The sequence below is a fragment of the Micromonospora sp. NPDC000089 genome (assembly GCF_042899365.1).
In the GTDB taxonomy this organism is placed as follows: Bacteria; Actinomycetota; Actinomycetes; order Mycobacteriales; family Micromonosporaceae; genus Micromonospora.
Genome location: NZ_JBIAZT010000015.1, coordinates 86,757 through 102,548, shown reverse-complemented (window position 1 = coordinate 102,548; position 15,792 = coordinate 86,757). Strand labels below are relative to the sequence as shown.

Sequence of the window (15,792 nt, the reverse complement as noted above, 5' to 3'; positions counted from 1 at the left end):
GACTAGGACCCGGTGTCACGCCCCAGGGCGGCAACGGCGGCGGCCACCACCTCCGGGCGGTCGCCGGGCAGCAGGTGCCGGGCGTCCCGCAGCACCTCCTGCCGGCCGTTCGGGAAGCTCGCCGCCAGCCGGGCGTGCCCGGCCCGCCACGCCGCCCGCCCCCGGGCGGTGGGCAGGTCGCCCAGCGCGGTGAGCACCACCACCGGCAGCGGCGGCGGCCCGGTCGCCGCGCGCAGCGCCACCAGGTCCGCCGCCATGCCCGGGTACGCCAACAACTCCACCAGCACCCGCAGCAGCACCGACCCGGACCGGTACGGCGCGGCGCGTTCCGGCTGCGGCGGGCGGACGCTCATCCGGCGTACCGCCCGGCGCCACACCCACGGCCCCAGCCGACCGGCCAGCCCGGCCCGGTCCGCGGCGGCGCCCAGGGTCGGCGCGACCGCCACCAGCAGCCGGGCCAGCCGGGCCGCCGCCCGTTCCGCGTGTGCCCGCCGTACGCCCGCGAGCGTCGGACCCGGGGCCGGCGCGTCCGCCCCGGCCGGGGCGGGGTCGACCAGGCTCGGGTCGACCAGCACCAGCCCGGCCAGCCGTTCCGGGTGCCGGCGGGCGTACGCCTCGGCCGGCAGCGCCGCCGCCGAGTGGGCCACCAGCACCGGCCGGCCCAGCTCCTCGACCAGCGCGCCGATCCGGGCCGCCTCGCCGGCCAGCGTCGGCACCCGCCCGTCGTCCGGCACCACGCCCAGCCCGGGACGGTCCAGCCGGGCGATCCGGTGCCGGCCGGCCAGCAGCGGCACCAGCGCGTCCCAGCTCGCCGCCCCCTCGGCCATCCCCGCGCAGAGCAGCACCGGCACGGGGTCGGGCCCAGCACCGTCCCCGCGCGGACCGACGGCCCGGTCGGCATCCCGGGCGCCGCCGGACGAGGTGGTCATCCGGTGTCGTGCCGGGCGCCGGCCGGGACGGCGCGCCGGGCCGGGTCGTGCGTCCGGGCGGCGACCGCCGCGGCGAGCAGCAGCCAGCCGGAGAGGCCGACCAGCTGGACCCGCTGGCAGGCGCCGAGCGCGTCGTCCGGGTGAACCGCCTCCCACAGCGTGATCGCCGTGCCGATCAGCAACAGCACCAGCACCGCGATCGCCCAACGGCGCAGCCCCGCCGCCCGCAGCGCGGGTAGCAGCGCGATCATCGACACCACCCCGCCGGCCACCGCCGCCGCCGAGCTGATCGAGTGCGCCTCGTGCCGCCAGGACAGGCCGCCCAGCTGCTCCAGCCGGGCACAGCGCGGATCGGTCGACGGCGAGCAGTCCATTGAGGTGAGACCGCCGTCGAACACGGTAGCCGCGCCGAAGACCACCGCCGCCAGCCAGGCCAGCCGGGTGGCGCCCCGCGCGCGGCGGGCCAGGAACAGGCCGGCGACCACGGTGAGCGCCCCGGCCACCACGTCGCCCAACCCGAACAGCAGGTGCCACGGCTGGTCCCGGGCGGCCAGCTCACTGGCGTACCCGTTGGTGAGGCCCAGCGGCGGGTTGAGCACCGGGCCGAGCAGCCAGGACGCGTAGAGCAGCGCGGCCAGCGCGAACGCCGCCGTGGCCAGCGCCCGGACCGCCCGGCCCGGGCTCACGACGACTCCCGCACCAGCGGGAACGGGAGCGTCTCCCGGATCGACCGCCCGGTCAGCAGCATCACCAGCCGGTCCACCCCCAAACCGAGGCCGCCGGTGGGCGGCATCGCGTACTCCAGCGCGGTGAGGAAGTCCTCGTCGAGCTGCATCGCCTCCGGGTCACCCCCGGCCGCCTGCAACGACTGCTCGGTGAGCCGGCGGCGCTGCTCGGTCGGATCGACCAGCTCGGTGTACGCGGTGCCCAGCTCCATCCCGAACGCGACCAGGTCCCACCGTTCCGCCAGCCGCGGGTCGTCCCGGTGCTGCCGGGTCAGCGGCGACACCTCGGTCGGGAAGTCCAGGTAGAAGGTGGGCTCCTCGGTCCGCGCCTCGACCAGCCGCTCGTACAGCTCCAGCAGCACCGCGCCGCGACCCCAGCGCGGGTCGTACGGCACCCGGGCGCCGTCGCACAGCTTGCGCAACGTGGCCACCTCGGTGTCGGCGGTGACCTCCTCGCCCAGCGCGGCGGAGACCGCCTCGTTCACCGTCCGGGCCGGCCACTCGCCGCCGATGTCCACCATCCTGCCGTCGGGCCGGCGGGCCACCGGTGACCCGTGCACCGCCACCGCGGCGGCGACGATCAGCTCCCGGGCCAGCCGGCGCATGTCGTGGTAGTCGGCGTACGCCTGGTACGCCTCCAGCACGGTGAACTCCGGGTTGTGGCTGTGGTCGACGCCCTCGTTGCGGAACGCCCGGCCCAGCTCGTACACCCGCTCGATCCCGCCCACGGCGAGCCGCTTGAGATACAGCTCCGGGGCGATGCGCAGCGACAACCGCAGGTCGTACGCGTTGATGTGGGTGACGAACGGGCGGGCGTTGGCGCCGCCGTGCACCCGCTGCAGGATCGGCGTCTCCACCTCGAGGAAGTCCTGGTCGGCCAGCGACCCGCGCAGGCTGTGCAGGGTCGCCCCGCGGGCGCGCAGCAGCTGCCGGGCCTCGGGGTTCACCGCCAGGTCCAGGTAGCGCTGCCGGACCCGGGCCTCGGGGTCGGCCAGACCGTGGTGCTTGTCGGGCAGCGGCCGCAGGCACTTGGCGGTGAGCTGCCAGTCGCGCACCCGCACCGACACCTCACCGCGCCGGGTGGCGTACACCTCGCCGGTCGCGCCGACGTGGTCGCCGATGTCGACGGCGGCCCGCCACCGGTCCAGGTCGTGCTCCAGCATCAGCTGGAGGTCACCGCTGGCGTCCCGGACGGTGGCGAAGCAGACCCCGCCCAGGTCGCGCACCCGAAGCACCCGCCCGGCCACCGCGACGGTCTCCCCGGTGCCGGTGTCCGGCGCCAGGCCGCCGTGCCGGGCCCGCACGTCCGCGCAGCTGTCCGTCCGCGGATAACCCACCGGGTACGGCTCGACGCCGGCGTCCCGCAGCCGGTCCAGCTTCGCCAGCCGGACCCGCATCTGCTCCGGCAGGTGTTCCGGGGTCGCCTCCGGGGTGACCGCGTGCACGGTGCCGGCGTCCGGCGGCACGAAGCCCACCCCGCCGCCGGCCGGCGGCACCCCGTAGAGCGGCGCCGGACGGCCACCGGGCAGCGCCAGGAAGCCCTCGGCGACAGCCGCGGCGAGCCCCACCCGGGCCAGCTCCCGGCGCTCGCCGAAGCAGAGATAGCGGGGCGTCCAGTGCGGCTGGTACTTCGCGTTGGACAGGTACAGCGACTCCAACTGCCACCAGCGGGAGAAGAACAGCAGGGTGTGCCGCCACAGCCGGATCACCGGGCCGGCGCCGATCCGGGCGCCCTGCTCGAAGACCGACCGGAACACCGCGAAGTTCAACGACACCCGGGCCACCCCGAGCCGGGGCGCGGCCTGCAGCAGCGCCGCCACCATGAACTCGGTGACCCCGTTGTCGGCCGTCCGGTCCCGGCGCATCAGGTCCAGCGACAGCCCGTCCGTGCCCCACGGGCTGAGCGACAGCAGCGCCCGCACCCGGCCGTCGGCGTCGTACGCCTCGACCAGCACGCAGTCGCCGTCGGCCGGGTCGCCGAGCCGGCCCAGCGCCATCGAGAAGCCGCGCTCGTACTCGGTGTCCCGCCAGCCGGTGGCCAGCGCGGCGAGGTCCGCCAGTTCCTGCGGCGACAGCTCGGCGTGCCGGCGGATCCGGGTCGCGTACCCGGCCCGCTCCACCCGGTGCACCGCCTGCCGGACCGGGCGCATGTCCCGCCCGTCCAGGTCGAACTCGCCGGCCACCAGGATCGCCTCGTCGCCCAGGTGCAGCACCTTCAGCCCGTGCCGGTGGTAGGCCCGCGCGCCGGCCTCGCTCGCCCCCATCACCGCCGGGGTCCAGGCGTACTCCCGCGCCTGGTCCAGCCAGGCGCGGATGGCCGGCGCCCACGCCTCCGGGTCGCCGACCGGGTCGCCGCTGGCCAGGCTGACGCCGTTGACCACCCGGTAGGTGATGGCCGCCTTGCCGCTGGCCGAGAAGATCGCCGCCTTGTCCCGCCGGGTGGCGAAGTAGCCGAGCGAGTCCCGCTCCCCGTACCGGGCCAGCAGGGCGCGGATGCGCTGCTCCTCCTCCGGGTGCAGCACGGCGGCGGCCCGCTGCGAGCGCAGCAGGGTGGCGAGGCCGGCCAGGAAGGCCGCCGCGCCCATCGCGCCGAGCAGCAGGTTCACCCAGCCGGGCGCCTGCCCCTGCCGGGTGAGGTCCAGGGTGATCGCGCCGCCGAAGACCTTCTCGATGGCGTACCCGAGCCGGTCCAGCCAGGTCCGCAGGCTGCCCGGCACGGCGGTGAGCAGCAGGTACCCGACCGCCACGGCGGCCGCCGCCAGCCCGAAGAAGACCCCCAGCGCGCGGCGGGTGCTGCCGCTGCGGACCCGGGCGTAGAACTCCCGCCGGGCGGCCAGCAGCAGCGCCAGCGCGCCGGCGGCGAACGCGATGCCGACCCAGACGCCGACCGTCTCGATCAGGTTGAAGATCCGCCGGCCGGCGTCGTCGGTGAGCCGCTCCGCGCCGACGGTCACCAGCAGCACGGCGGCCAGCGCGCCGACCACCAGGCTGAGCGTGAAGTAGACGACCAGCACCCAGTACGCCAGCCGCTTGCGCCGCAGCACCGCCGAGGCGAGGGTGCCGAGGAAGACCGCGTACGCCAGGTTGGCCGGCGCGGGCAGCAGCAGCGTGTCGATGGTCGTCCGGACCGGCTGGAACTCGGCCCGGACCGCGCTGCTGAGCGCGGCCAGCCCGCAGATCACGGCGATCGCCCAGAGCAGGGTCGCGAACGCCCGCGGCACCTGCCGGCGCCAGTCGGGCGCGGGCCGACCGGCGTCGCCGTGCCGTCTCACCGTCACCATCGAGCGCGTCGCCGTCACCCGACCTCCCTCACCTGCCCGTACGGACGGCCCGACGCACCCGTCGGGGTGCGCGACCCGAGCCATCGTAAGCATCCGCCGGTGTGTCCGGACGTGTCGGGTTTCTCCGGGCGGACACACTGGGTAATGGCCGGGTCGACACCGTGGCGGGGTGGATCCGCCGCGACCGGCATGGACGGGACGGTGGTGGCGATGGCCGGCGGGCTGGCGGCGTGGGAGACGGGTACGGCCGAGGCCGGCGTCGACCTGCGCACGGTGGGGGTGGAGGAGGAGTTCCTCCTGGTCGACCCGCACACCGGCAGGGCGGTGCCGGCGGTGGACCTGGTGCTGGAGCAGGTGCCGGCCGAGCTGCGCGGTCAGGTGGAGCGCGAGTTCCAGACCAGCCAGATCGAGATCGGCAGCCCGCCCGGGCTGGAGCTGAGCTCGATCCGGCACTCGCTGGGCGTGCTGCGCGCCGCGCTGGCCGACGCCGCCGAGCGGGCCGGCGTACGACTGCTCGCGATCGGCACCGGCCCGGTGGACGGCCCGGTCCCGCCGGTGGTCGACAAGCCCCGCTTCGACCGGATGATCGAGCGGTTCCGGCTGCTGGTGCCCGGCCCCGGCAACAACGGCATGCACGTGCACGTCGGGGTGCCCGACCCGGACACCGGCGTGCAGGTGCTCAACCACGTCCGGCCCTGGCTGCCGGTGCTGCACGCGGCGACCGCCAACTCACCGTTCTCCCAGGGCGTCGACACCGGGTACGCCAGCTGGCGCTCGGTCGAGTGGGAGCGCTGGCCGTCGGTGGCGCCGGTGCCGTGGCTGGAGTCGTACGAGCACTACGGCCGGCTGATCCGGCAGCTGATCGCCAGCGGCGTGATGCTGGACGAGGGGATGCTGTACTGGTACGCCCGGCTGTCCGCGCGCTACCCGACGGTGGAGATCCGGATCGGCGACGTCTGTCCGTCGCTGGACGACACGGTGCTGGTCGCCGCCCTGGTCCGGGCGCTGGTGGCGACCGCGATGACCGACATCGCCGACGGTCGGCCGGCGGTGAACACCGACCACCACCTGCTGGTCGCGGCGCACTGGCGGGCCGCCCACGACGGGCTGGAGGGCGAGGGCGTCGACCTGTCCAACGGCGAGCTGCGGCCGGCCTGGGAGCTGCTGGACCGGCTGGTCGAGCGGGTCAGCCCGGCGCTGGCCGAGCACGGCGACCTGGCCGAGGTGACCACCCTGCTGGACGGGCTGCGCCGGCACGGCACCGGGGCGGCCCGGCAGCGCGCCGTGTTCGCCCGTACCGGCCGGCTGCGGGACGTGGTGGACGACGTCGCACGGCAGACCCGTGGCTGATCATTCCGTGGCAGAGTGGTCGGCGTGACGCAACGGCTGATCGTCATCGGCGGGGACGCCGCCGGCATGGCGGCGGCCTCCCAGGCCCGTCGCCGGCGCGGCACGGACGACCTGGAGATCGTCGCCTTCGAGCGGGGGCACTTCACGTCGTACTCGGCGTGCGGCATCCCGTACTGGATCAGCGGGGTGGTCCCCGAGCGGGACACGCTGATCGCCCGCACGCCCGAGGCGTTCCGCACCGACCACGCCATCGACGTGCGGCTGCGCACCGAGGTCACCGCCATCGACCTGGCCCGCCGCGAGGTGGTCGCCCGCGAGGTCGACGGCGGGGCCGAGGTCCGCGAGCGGTTCGACACCCTGGTGTACGCGACCGGCTCGGTGCCCCGGCAGCCGGAGTGGGCGACCGGCGATGTCGAGGGCATCTTCGGCATCCAGACCCTGGACGACGGCGCGGCGCTGCGCGGCTACCTCGACGGCGACCCGGCGCCCCGGACCGCGGTGGTGGTCGGCGGCGGGTACGTCGGGGTGGAGATGGCCGAGGCGCTGATCGAGCGCGGCTTGGACGTCACCCTGATCGAGCAGGCCGACCAGCCGATGTCGACCGTGGACGAGGACATGGGCGCGCTGGTCGCCGAGGCGATGCGCGGGCTGGGCATCCGGCTGCGCTCCGGCACCGAGGTGACCGGCGTACTGGACCGGGACGGCCGGGTGTCCGCGGTGGTCACCGCCGACGGCCCGGTGCCGGCCGACGTCGTGGTCCTGGGCCTGGGCGTACGCCCCAACGTCGCGCTCGCCGAGGCCGCCGGCCTGCCGCTCGGCCCGAGCGGGGCGATCCGGGTGGACCGCCGGATGCGGGTGCCCGGGGTGCCGGACGTGTGGGCGGCCGGCGACTGCGTGGAGAGCCTGCACCGGGTCAGCGGGATGCCGGTGCACGTGCCGCTCGGCACGCACGCCAACAAGCAGGGCCGGGTCGCCGGGATCAACATCGGCGGCGGGTACGCCAGCTTCCCCGGCGTGATCGGCACCGCGGTGACCAAGGTCTGTGACCTGGAGGTGGGGCGGACCGGCCTGCGGGAGCGGGACGCGGCGGCCGCCGGCTTCGACTTCGTCTCGGTGCTCACCGAGTCGACCAACCGGGCCGGCTACTACCCGGGCGCGAAGTCGATGACCATCAAGCTGATCGCCGAGCGGCCGACCGGGCGGCTGCTCGGGGCGCAGATCGTGGGCCGTTCCGAGGCGGCCAAGCGGATCGACGCGCTGGCCGTGGCGCTGTGGAACGAGATGACCGTGGATGAGATGGCCGCGCTCGACCTGGGTTACGCCCCGCCGTACGCGCCGGTCTGGGATCCGGTGCTGATCGCCGCCCGCAAGGCCGTCGACGCCCTCGCAAACGCCGGCCGCTGACCCCGCCGTACGCGCCGCTCTCGCCGCCTGCGCGGCTTCCTCGCCACCACCGCAGCCTTCTCGGCGCCACCGCAGCCTTCTCGGCGCGGCCATGTGGCGTGGCGGCGCCGCCGCCGCGGCCCGACCTGGTGGCACGGTGGCGGTTCTACAACAACGGGTGCATCTGTTGTCGCTCGGGGGACAACAAGTGCACCCGTTGTGCGGTGGGATGGCGCGGTGCGGATGCCGGGAGACGACGCGACGGGACTGGACTGGTTGCTGTTCACCCAGTCGGGGGTGCTGAGCTGGACGCAGGCGACCGAAGAGCTGACCCCGGGTCAGGTCCGGCACCTGGTCGCGAGCGGGCGCTGGCACCGGGTGTCTCGCGGCGTGCTGCGGGCGGGCCCCGACGGTCCGTACGACCGGGAGCAGCAGTGCTGGGTCGCCGTGCTGGCCGCCGGGCCGGGCGCGCTGCTGGCCGGCTTGGCCGCCGCGCAGGCGGGCGGTCTGCGCGCCGGGCGGCGTGACGATCCGCTCGACGTGCTGGTGCCGCACGAACGGCGCGCCGCCGAGCTGCTGCGCCGGCTGCCGCTGGGCATGCCGGCGGTACGGGTCCGGCGCAGCCACCACCTTTCCGAGGTGGACCGCCAGCTCGGCCGCCCGGGACGGACCACCATGGCCCGCTCCCTGGTGGACGCCGCGCAGTGGGCCCGCAGCGACGACCAGGCACAGGAGATCCTCGCGGCGGGCTGTCAGCAACGGTGGGTCACCCCGGCGGAGGTCGTCGAGGTGCTGGATCGGCTCCCCCGGGTGCGCCGCCGACAGCTGATCGGGCAGACCCTGCGGGACATCGCCGGCGGGGCGGAGGCGCTCTCCGAGATCGACCTGGTCCGGCTCTGCCGTCGACACCGCCTGCCCACCCCCGAACTGCAGGAGCGGCGGCGGGACGCGGACGGCCGGGTGCGCTATCTCGACGCGTACTGGAAGGAGTGGGGGCTGCACGTCGAGGTGGACGGAGCGCACCACATGGACGTCCGGCAGTGGGCGGCGGACCTGCGCCGGCAGAACCGGATCTGGATCTCCGGCGACCGGATCCTCCGGTTCACCGCCTTCGACGTCCGGCGACGCCCGGCCGAGGTGGTGGAACAGCTCCGCGCCGCCCTGACGGCCGCCGGCTGGCAGGGCTGACGGCGCGCCGCGGTACCCGTCCACCGCAACCGATCGCGGTCCACCCACCGCCCCGGATTCTGTCGGGGGTCACGGTTAGCGTGATCACATAGTCGCAGTGCCGGTTCCGGCGCCGATCCCCTCGGAGGCACCCATGTCGCAGGAGACGACCTACCTCGAACTGTCCGAAGTGGATGGTTCGGCGCACAAGTTCTACGAGGTCGTGGTGGCGGACACCGCGCTCACCGTGCGCTACGGCCGGATCGGCGACCAGGGCCAGGTCAAGACCGCCAGCTACCCGGACAACGCGCGCGCCCGCGCCGCCGCCGCGAAGAAGATCGGCGAGAAGATCCGCAAGGGGTACGCTCCGGCCGTGCCCGGCGTCCGCCAGAAGCGGACGGTGTCCCGGCGGCAGATCGTCAGCACCCGCTCGACCGCCCGCACCGCTCCGGTCCTCTGGCGGTACGACTCCGGCGCGCCCGCGTTCGGCATCTTCGTCGACGGGCAGAGCTGCATGGTCGGCAACGAGCACGGGGTGATCACCACCCTGGGCCACGACGCCCGGGTGCTCAACCAGGTCCGGCTGCCCGACGGGGTGAAGTGCATCGTGGCCGACGACGCCTGGATCTACGCCGGCTGCGACGACGGCAACGTCTACGACCTGTCCGGCAAGGTGCCCCGAGCGGCGTACGCGATCGCTCCGGAGATTGACATCTACTGGCTGGACATCCACGACGGCGTGCTGGGCGTCTCCGACGCCGGCGGCGGGATCGCCGCGATCGACCACGAGGACGAGTTCCTCTGGCGGCGGGCGGGGCGCGGCCGGGCCGCCTGGATGGTCCGGGTCGACTCCGACGCGCTCTACCACGGCCACTCCCAGGGGGTCACCGGCTACGACTGGCGGACCGGCCGGGAACGGTGGCACACCCCCACCGGGTCGGTGCTGTTCGGTTGGCAGGAGCGGGACGCCGTGTTCGCCGGCACCGGCACCCGGCAGGTGGTGCGGCTGCACAAGGACGGGCGCACCGAGCGGCGCTTCCACTGCGACGCCCCGGTCTTCTCCTGCGCCACCGCCGACGGCGGCCGGTACGTCTTCGCCGGCGACAGCCAGTCCTCGATCTACTGCTTCGACGCGGCCGGCAACCGGCTGTGGAAGCTCGGCACCGGCTGTGGTTCGGCGTACTCCATGCAGTACCACGACGAGCGGCTCTACCTGGTCACCACCAGCGGTCACCTGGCCTGCGTCGACGCCAGCGAGCCGGCGATCCGGGCGGCGGAGGCCGGCAGCGTGCCCGAGGTGGTCGACGTGAAGGCGCCGGCCCGGCTGCCCGAGCCGGCGGCCTGGACGAGCGTCGAGGTCACCACGGACGACTCCGACGGCGTGGTGGTGCAGTGCGTGGACGACGGCGGCCGGCTGCGCATCCACGTGCTCTCCGCCGGCTACCGGCGGGACTGGTCGGTGCAGTTCCCCAAGGGCATTCGCGAGCCCGGCGCCCGCTACCTGGTCACCGACGTGCGCGAGGCGGGCCGGGGCGGCTTCTATCGGGCGTACGGCGACATCCGCCGGCTGCGCTGAGCCCGGCGGGCGACCAGCGAGCCGGCGGGCAGGCAGGGGGCGGCGGGCCGCCGGGCACGCGACGGGCCGCCGGGCACGCGACGGTGGGCCGGCGAGCGGCAGCGGCGCCGATCCGGAAACCCCCGGGGGGCACGCCTCCGGGGCTGACGGAAGGATGGGCGGATGGAGATTCCCGCGCACCTGGCCTGGACCGAGCGGACCCCGGCCGGCCCGGCCTGGCGGGCGGTCCTGCCGGGCCGGCTGGCGGAGTGCGTCGCCCGGTGGGAGCTGCGCGGCGTCGGAGCGCCCTATCCGGACGCGTTCGCGTCGCTGGCGGTGCCGGCCGAGCTGCCCGACGGCACGCCGGTGGTGCTGAAGCTCCAGTACCCCGACGAGGACAGCGTGCACGAGGCGACCGCGCTGGCGCACTGGGCGGGCCGGGGCGCGGTCCGCCTGCTGGCCCACGATCCGCATCGCCGGGCGCTGCTGGTCGAGCGGTGCGTGCCCGGCACCCCGCTGCACCACCTGCCACCCGAGGCGGCGCTGGACGCGGCCGTCGCCCTGCTGCCCCGACTCTGGGTGCCGGCCGGCCCCCCGTTCAGCCCGCTCGCCGAGGAGGCGACCGGCTGGGCCGAGCGGATCCCGACAAAGTGGGAGGACGCCGACCGGCCGTACGAGCGGCGTTTGGTGGACGCCGCCCTCGGGATGCTGGCCGACCTGGTGCCCAGCCAGGGCGAGCAGGTGCTGGTCAACCAGGACCTGCACGCCGGGAACGTGCTCCGGTCGTCCCGGGAGCCGTGGTTGGTGATCGACCCGAAACCGCTGGTCGGTGAGCGCGAGTTCGCGGCGGTGCCGCTGGTGCGCGGGCCGGAGCTGGGGCACTCGGCGCGGGCGGTCCGGTACCGGCTCGACCGGCTCAGCGCGGAGCTGGGCCTGGACCGGGAACGGGTCCGGGGCTGGACGATCGCGCACACCGTGGCCTGGAGCATCGGTGGGGAGCACGTCTTCCCCACCCACGTCGAGGTGGTCCGCTGGCTGCTCGACGCGGCCTGAGGCCGGTCAGCCGGACTGGCAGGTGGGGCACCAGTAGAGGTTGCGGCCGGCGAGCGTCCCCCGGCTGACCGGGGTGGCGCAGACGTGGCAGGGCGCGCCGGGCCGGCGGTAGACGTACACCTCACCGCCGTGCCGGTCGACCCGGGCCGGGCGGCCGGTCGCCTCCGGCAGGTGGGGGTCGCGCACGGTGTCGATCCGGCCGCGGCCGACAGCCACCGTCATCAGCTCGACCAGGTCGGCCCAGAGCGCGTCCCAGCCGGCCCGGCCCAGGTCGCGCCCGGGCAGCGTGGGTGACAGTCCGGCGCGGAACAACGCCTCGGTCACGAAGATCAGGCCGGTGCCGGCCACCACCGACTGGTCGAGCAGCAGCGCCGCGAGCGGCGTCGGGCTGCGCCCGATCCGGGCGTACGCCCGCTCGGGATCGGCGTCCGCGCGCAGCGGGTCCGGGCCGAGCCGGCCGCGCAGCGCCGCCACCTCGGGCGGGGTGAGCAGCTCGCAGGCGGTGGGGCCGCGCAGGTCCAGCCAGTGCCGGTCGCTGGCCAGCCGGAGCCGAAGCTGGCCGACCGGCGCCGGCGGCTCCCCCGCGCCGTCGGTGAACTTCCCGTAGAGCCCGAGGTGGACGTGCAGGGTCAGCTCGTCGGCGTAGTGGTGCAGCAGGTGCTTGCCGTACGCCTCGGTGGTGTCCAGGACGGTGCCGGACAGCCGGGCGGCGCCCTCGGCGAAGCGGCCCTGCGGGCTGCTGGCGGTCACCTTGTCGCCGGCGAAGAGCGCGGCGTGGCGGGCGGCGAGGCGGTGGATGGTGTGTCCCTCTGGCACCGGTCAACGGTAGCCCGGCGGGGACGGTCACCGAGTGTGGTGAATCGACGGACGGGGTACCTCATGGTGGTCAGCCCGCGTGGCAGCCGACCGACCCCCGTTCGCGCCTCCACGCCCAGCCCAGGAGGTGTCACGGTGAACATTCCTTCTCTGTCGCGTCGGCGTCGGGAGCCCCCGCCGAACGACCCGCGAGACGACAGCGTCACCCCGGACCCGCGCGATCCGCAGGACGTGGACGGGGACGGTCGGATCGACGGGACCGAGGCCGGCACCGAGCAGGCCGCGTACGCCGGTGACACCGCTGGGCCGGACGCCCGGCCGGTGGTCACCGAGCGGGACGGCGACCAGGCCACCTACCGCAGCAACGCGGTGAGCATCGGCGGCGAGCGCAACGCCGAGGCGGAGCGCCGGGCCGCGGTGGCCCGCGCCGCCACCGCCCGCTCCGCGACCGGCGCCACCACCGGACCGACGGGCCGGGTGGCCCCGATGGACGACGAGCCGCGCACCCCGGTCACCGACACCGACCGGACCGGATCCCTCCGGGCGGTCCCCACCCCCGCCGAGGCCGACACCGACCGGACCGGATCCCTGCGGCCGGTCACCACCCCCGCCGGCACCGACCGCACGGACGACGACCGGGCCCGGGGCGCCGGCGCCGTCGGGGCCGCCGCGCCGCTGCGCACCGACCGCACCGACCGGGACGACGACGCCCTGCGCGACGACGACACGGTACGCACCGGCGAGCCGCGCACCGTCGACCCGGGCCGGGCCGACCCGGACGCCACCCCGGTGGTCGCCGGGCCGCGGCCGCGGGCCAGCCTGCTGGCCACCCTGGGGTTGATCCTGTCGGTGGTGGGGGCGCTCTTCGTGCTCACCGGCACCCTGGCCGGGTACGGCATCGGGCTGGGCGCGGTCGGCGCGGTGTTCTCCGTGCTCGGCCTGCGGGCGACCCGCCGCCGGCACGTGGCCGGCGCCAAGGACGCGCTGATCGGCATCCTGGTCGGCCTGGCCGCGGTGGTGCTGGGCGTGATCGCCTTCACCGGGCAGTTCGACTGGCCGACCACGGACGGCGACTGGGTGGGCCGGTTCCGTGAGTGGCTTGACTCACAGTTTGTCGACCGCTTCTGAGGGCACATTTCTCCTCGCCGGCGGTGCGCCGGCGACGCCCGATCTCCTCCGGTGGTTCACCGGCCGGGCATGCACTCTTTCGGGGGGCGGCGGTTCGCCGCCCCCCGAAGCACGTTCAGGGTCGCCGTGCCCCACCCGGGCGCGGCGACCCTGTCCGGTTTCCGGACACATCCGGCTCCGACGCAACGGATCACCGCTTCGCGCCGGTCAGACGCAACGATCAGCCGCCACACGCAAGCCTCGGCGGTGGATGTCGTCGCCCGGTGCCGCATACGGTTGACCAACGGCGCCAGCCCGTCGGCCGAGGTGGCCGGGCGCGCCCGACCCCCAGGAGCAGGACATGACGATGGACGCGACCCGCCAGCGCTTCCTGATGTGCCGGCCGACGTACTTCGCCGTCGACTACGCGATCAACCCGTGGATGGACCCGACCGCGCCGGTCGACGCCGAGCTGGCCATCCGGCAGTGGGAGCAGCTGCGCCAGACGTACCTCGACCTGGGCCACGAGGTGGAGCTGGTCGACCCGGTGGCCGGCCTGCCGGACATGGTCTTCGCCGCCAACGGCGGCACGGTGATCGACGGCAAGGCGATGGCGGTGCAGTTCCGCGACCCGCAGCGCGCCGACGAGGCCCCCGCGTTCCGGGCCTGGTTCGAGGCCGCCGGCTTCGAGCTGTACGACCCGAAGCACGTCAACGAGGGCGAGGGCGACGTCCTGCTGGTCGGCGACCACCTGCTCGCCGGCACCGGGTTCCGCACCGCGCACGCCTCGCACGCCCAGCTCCAGGAGGTCTTCGGCTACCCGGTGATCACGATGCAGCTGGTGGACCCGCGCTTCTACCACCTGGACACCGCGCTCACCGTGCTCGACGAGCGGACCGTGGCGTACCTGCCGGAGGCGTTCTCGCCCGGCAGCCAGGCGGTGCTGCGCCGGCTCTTCCCGGACGCGATCCACGCCACCATGGCCGACGCCGAGGTGCTGGGTCTGAACGCGGTCAGCGACGGCCGTACCGTGGTGCTGCCCGCGCAGGCCACCGACCTGGCCGCGAAGCTGCGCGACCGGGGCTACGAGACCATCGGGATCGACCTGTCCGAGCTGCGCAAGGCCGGCGGTGGACCGAAGTGCTGCACGTTGCGACTCCGTCAGGGAAAGGCGAGCCAGTGATCGAGGACATGCTGCGGACCCCGTCCGCCGTCCGGGACGCGGAGAAGTACACCGCGCACAACTACCACCCGCTGCCGGTGGTGATCTCCTCCGCCGAGGGCGCCTGGCTCACCGACGTGGACGGCCGGCGCTACCTGGACTGCCTCGCCGGGTACTCCGCGCTGAACTTCGGCCACCGGCACCCCGGGCTGATCGCGGCGGCGCACGCGCAGCTGGACAAGCTCACCCTGACCAGCCGGGCGTTCATCCACGACCAGTTCGCCGACTTCTGCAAGGAGCTGGCGGAGCTCTGCGGCAAGGACCTCGTGCTGCCGATGAACACCGGCGCCGAGGCGGTCGAGACCGGCATCAAGGTCGCCCGCAAGTGGGGTTACCAGGTCAAGGGGGTCACCCCCGGCCAGGCGAACATCGTGGTGGCCGAGGGCAACTTCCACGGCCGGACGACCACCATCGTCAGCTTCTCCACCGACGAGGACGCCCGCGCCGACTTCGGGCCGTACACCCCCGGGTTCACCGTGGTCCCCTACGGCGACCTGGCGGCGCTGGAGGCGGCGATCGACGAGAACACCGTCGCGGTGCTGCTGGAGCCGATCCAGGGCGAGCAGGGCGTCGTGCTGCCGCCGGAGGGCTACCTGCCGGGCGTACGCCGGGTCTGCACCGAGAAGAACGTGCTGTTCATCGCCGACGAGATCCAGTCCGGCCTGGGCCGGACCGGGCACACCTTCGCCTGCGAGCACGAGAACGTGGTGCCGGACATGTACCTGCTGGGCAAGGCGCTCGGCGGCGGCATCGTGCCGGTCTCGGCGGTCGCCGCGAACGCGGACGTGCTCGGGGTGCTCAAGCCGGGCCAGCACGGCTCGACCTTCGGCGGCAACCCGCTGGCCTGCGCGGTCGCCACCGAGGTGGTCCGGCTGCTGGCCACCGGCGAGTTCCAGCGCCGCTCCGCCGAGCTGGGCGAGCGGCTGCGCGCCGGCCTGGAGGGGCTGATCGGCAAGGGCGTGGTGAGCGTCCGGGTGCGCGGCCTCTGGGCCGGCGTGGACATCGACCCGGCGCTGATGAGCGGCCGGCAGGCCTGCGAGCGGCTGATGGAGCGCGGTGTGTTGGCCAAGGACACCCACGGCTCCACCATCCGGCTGGCCCCGCCGCTGGTGATCACCGAAGACGAGATCGACCACGCGGTGGCGCAGCTCGCCGCCGTACTGGCCGGCTGACCTGTCGTACGCGAGAGGGCGCCGGGACCGCG

At 75.0% G+C, this 15,792-nt stretch carries 12 protein-coding genes; 8 read left to right on the top strand and 4 right to left on the bottom strand.

Going from position 1 to position 15,792, the window contains the following annotated elements; genetic code table 11:
• Positions 1-2: 2 nt before the first annotated feature.
• The 3 genes from ACFY3U_RS23265 to lysX are packed head-to-tail and all read right to left on the bottom strand — an operon-like array spanning position 3 to position 4,953.
• Complete coding sequence (locus ACFY3U_RS23265; protein WP_387205288.1) at positions 3-929, bottom strand: alpha/beta fold hydrolase; 927 nt, start codon at positions 927-929, stop codon at positions 3-5.
• Positions 926-1,615 carry a DUF998 domain-containing protein gene (locus tag ACFY3U_RS23260; RefSeq protein ID WP_387205286.1) on the bottom strand — a complete coding sequence of 230 codons (690 nt, stop codon included), beginning with the start codon at positions 1,613-1,615 and terminating at the stop codon, positions 926-928. The genes ACFY3U_RS23265 and ACFY3U_RS23260 overlap by 4 nt, the downstream gene beginning before the upstream one ends.
• On the bottom strand, positions 1,612-4,953 hold the full coding sequence (gene lysX, locus ACFY3U_RS23255) for a bifunctional lysylphosphatidylglycerol synthetase/lysine--tRNA ligase LysX (RefSeq protein WP_387205284.1): 3,342 nt from the start codon (positions 4,951-4,953) through the stop codon (positions 1,612-1,614). Before lysX ends, ACFY3U_RS23260 begins: the two co-directional genes overlap by 4 nt.
• Before the next feature lie 192 nt (positions 4,954-5,145).
• On the opposite strand from lysX, the gene ACFY3U_RS23250 reads away from it, so the two are divergent.
• From ACFY3U_RS23250 to ACFY3U_RS23230, 5 genes are all read left to right on the top strand, one after another.
• On the top strand, positions 5,146-6,285 hold the full coding sequence (locus ACFY3U_RS23250) for a glutamate--cysteine ligase (protein WP_387205349.1): 1,140 nt from the start codon (positions 5,146-5,148) through the stop codon (positions 6,283-6,285).
• 24 nt (positions 6,286-6,309) lie between these two features.
• Positions 6,310-7,689 (top strand): FAD-dependent oxidoreductase, encoded by a 1,380-nt coding sequence (locus tag ACFY3U_RS23245; RefSeq protein ID WP_387205282.1) that lies wholly within the window; start codon positions 6,310-6,312, stop codon positions 7,687-7,689.
• Positions 7,690-7,911: 222 nt separating this feature from the next.
• The gene (locus ACFY3U_RS23240) at positions 7,912-8,856 is read left to right on the top strand and encodes an endonuclease domain-containing protein (protein WP_387205347.1); all 945 of its coding nucleotides are present in this window, start codon (positions 7,912-7,914) and stop codon (positions 8,854-8,856) included.
• A 133-nt stretch (positions 8,857-8,989) separates the two neighbouring features.
• On the top strand, positions 8,990-10,411 hold the full coding sequence (locus ACFY3U_RS23235) for a WGR domain-containing protein (RefSeq protein ID WP_387205280.1): 1,422 nt from the start codon (positions 8,990-8,992) through the stop codon (positions 10,409-10,411).
• Positions 10,412-10,573: 162 nt separating this feature from the next.
• Positions 10,574-11,443 (top strand): aminoglycoside phosphotransferase family protein, encoded by an 870-nt coding sequence (locus tag ACFY3U_RS23230; RefSeq protein ID WP_387205278.1) that lies wholly within the window; start codon positions 10,574-10,576, stop codon positions 11,441-11,443.
• 6 nt (positions 11,444-11,449) lie between these two features.
• On the opposite strand, the gene ACFY3U_RS23225 is transcribed toward ACFY3U_RS23230, so the two are convergent.
• Complete coding sequence (locus ACFY3U_RS23225) at positions 11,450-12,259, bottom strand: Fpg/Nei family DNA glycosylase (protein WP_387205276.1); 810 nt, start codon at positions 12,257-12,259, stop codon at positions 11,450-11,452.
• Between the two features lie 135 nt (positions 12,260-12,394).
• Here ACFY3U_RS23225 and ACFY3U_RS23220 point away from each other — a divergent pair, with 135 nt between their 5' ends.
• From ACFY3U_RS23220 to rocD, 3 genes are all read left to right on the top strand, one after another.
• Complete coding sequence (locus tag ACFY3U_RS23220) at positions 12,395-13,387, top strand: DUF4190 domain-containing protein (protein WP_387205274.1); 993 nt, start codon at positions 12,395-12,397, stop codon at positions 13,385-13,387.
• Between the two features lie 346 nt (positions 13,388-13,733).
• Complete coding sequence (ddaH, locus tag ACFY3U_RS23215; RefSeq protein WP_387205346.1) at positions 13,734-14,549, top strand: dimethylargininase; 816 nt, start codon at positions 13,734-13,736, stop codon at positions 14,547-14,549.
• Positions 14,546-15,760: an ornithine--oxo-acid transaminase gene (rocD, locus tag ACFY3U_RS23210; RefSeq protein ID WP_387205272.1), complete on the top strand. Its 1,215-nt coding sequence runs from the start codon at positions 14,546-14,548 to the stop codon at positions 15,758-15,760. The genes ddaH and rocD overlap by 4 nt, the downstream gene beginning before the upstream one ends.
• The last annotated feature ends 32 nt before the right edge of the window (positions 15,761-15,792 follow it).

What these genes read in the sequence shown, in the direction of transcription:
- ACFY3U_RS23265 (WP_387205288.1), bottom strand. Translation starts at nt 929, where the DNA reads ATGACCACCTCGTCCGGCGGCGCCCGGGATGCCGACCGGGCCGTCGGT.
- ACFY3U_RS23250 (WP_387205349.1), top strand. Translation starts at nt 5,146, where the DNA reads ATGGCCGGCGGGCTGGCGGCGTGGGAGACGGGTACGGCCGAGGCCGGC.
- ACFY3U_RS23240 (WP_387205347.1), top strand. Translation starts at nt 7,912, where the DNA reads ATGCCGGGAGACGACGCGACGGGACTGGACTGGTTGCTGTTCACCCAG.
- ACFY3U_RS23235 (WP_387205280.1), top strand. Translation starts at nt 8,990, where the DNA reads ATGTCGCAGGAGACGACCTACCTCGAACTGTCCGAAGTGGATGGTTCG.
- ACFY3U_RS23230 (WP_387205278.1), top strand. Translation starts at nt 10,574, where the DNA reads ATGGAGATTCCCGCGCACCTGGCCTGGACCGAGCGGACCCCGGCCGGC.
- ddaH (WP_387205346.1), top strand. Translation starts at nt 13,734, where the DNA reads ATGGACGCGACCCGCCAGCGCTTCCTGATGTGCCGGCCGACGTACTTC.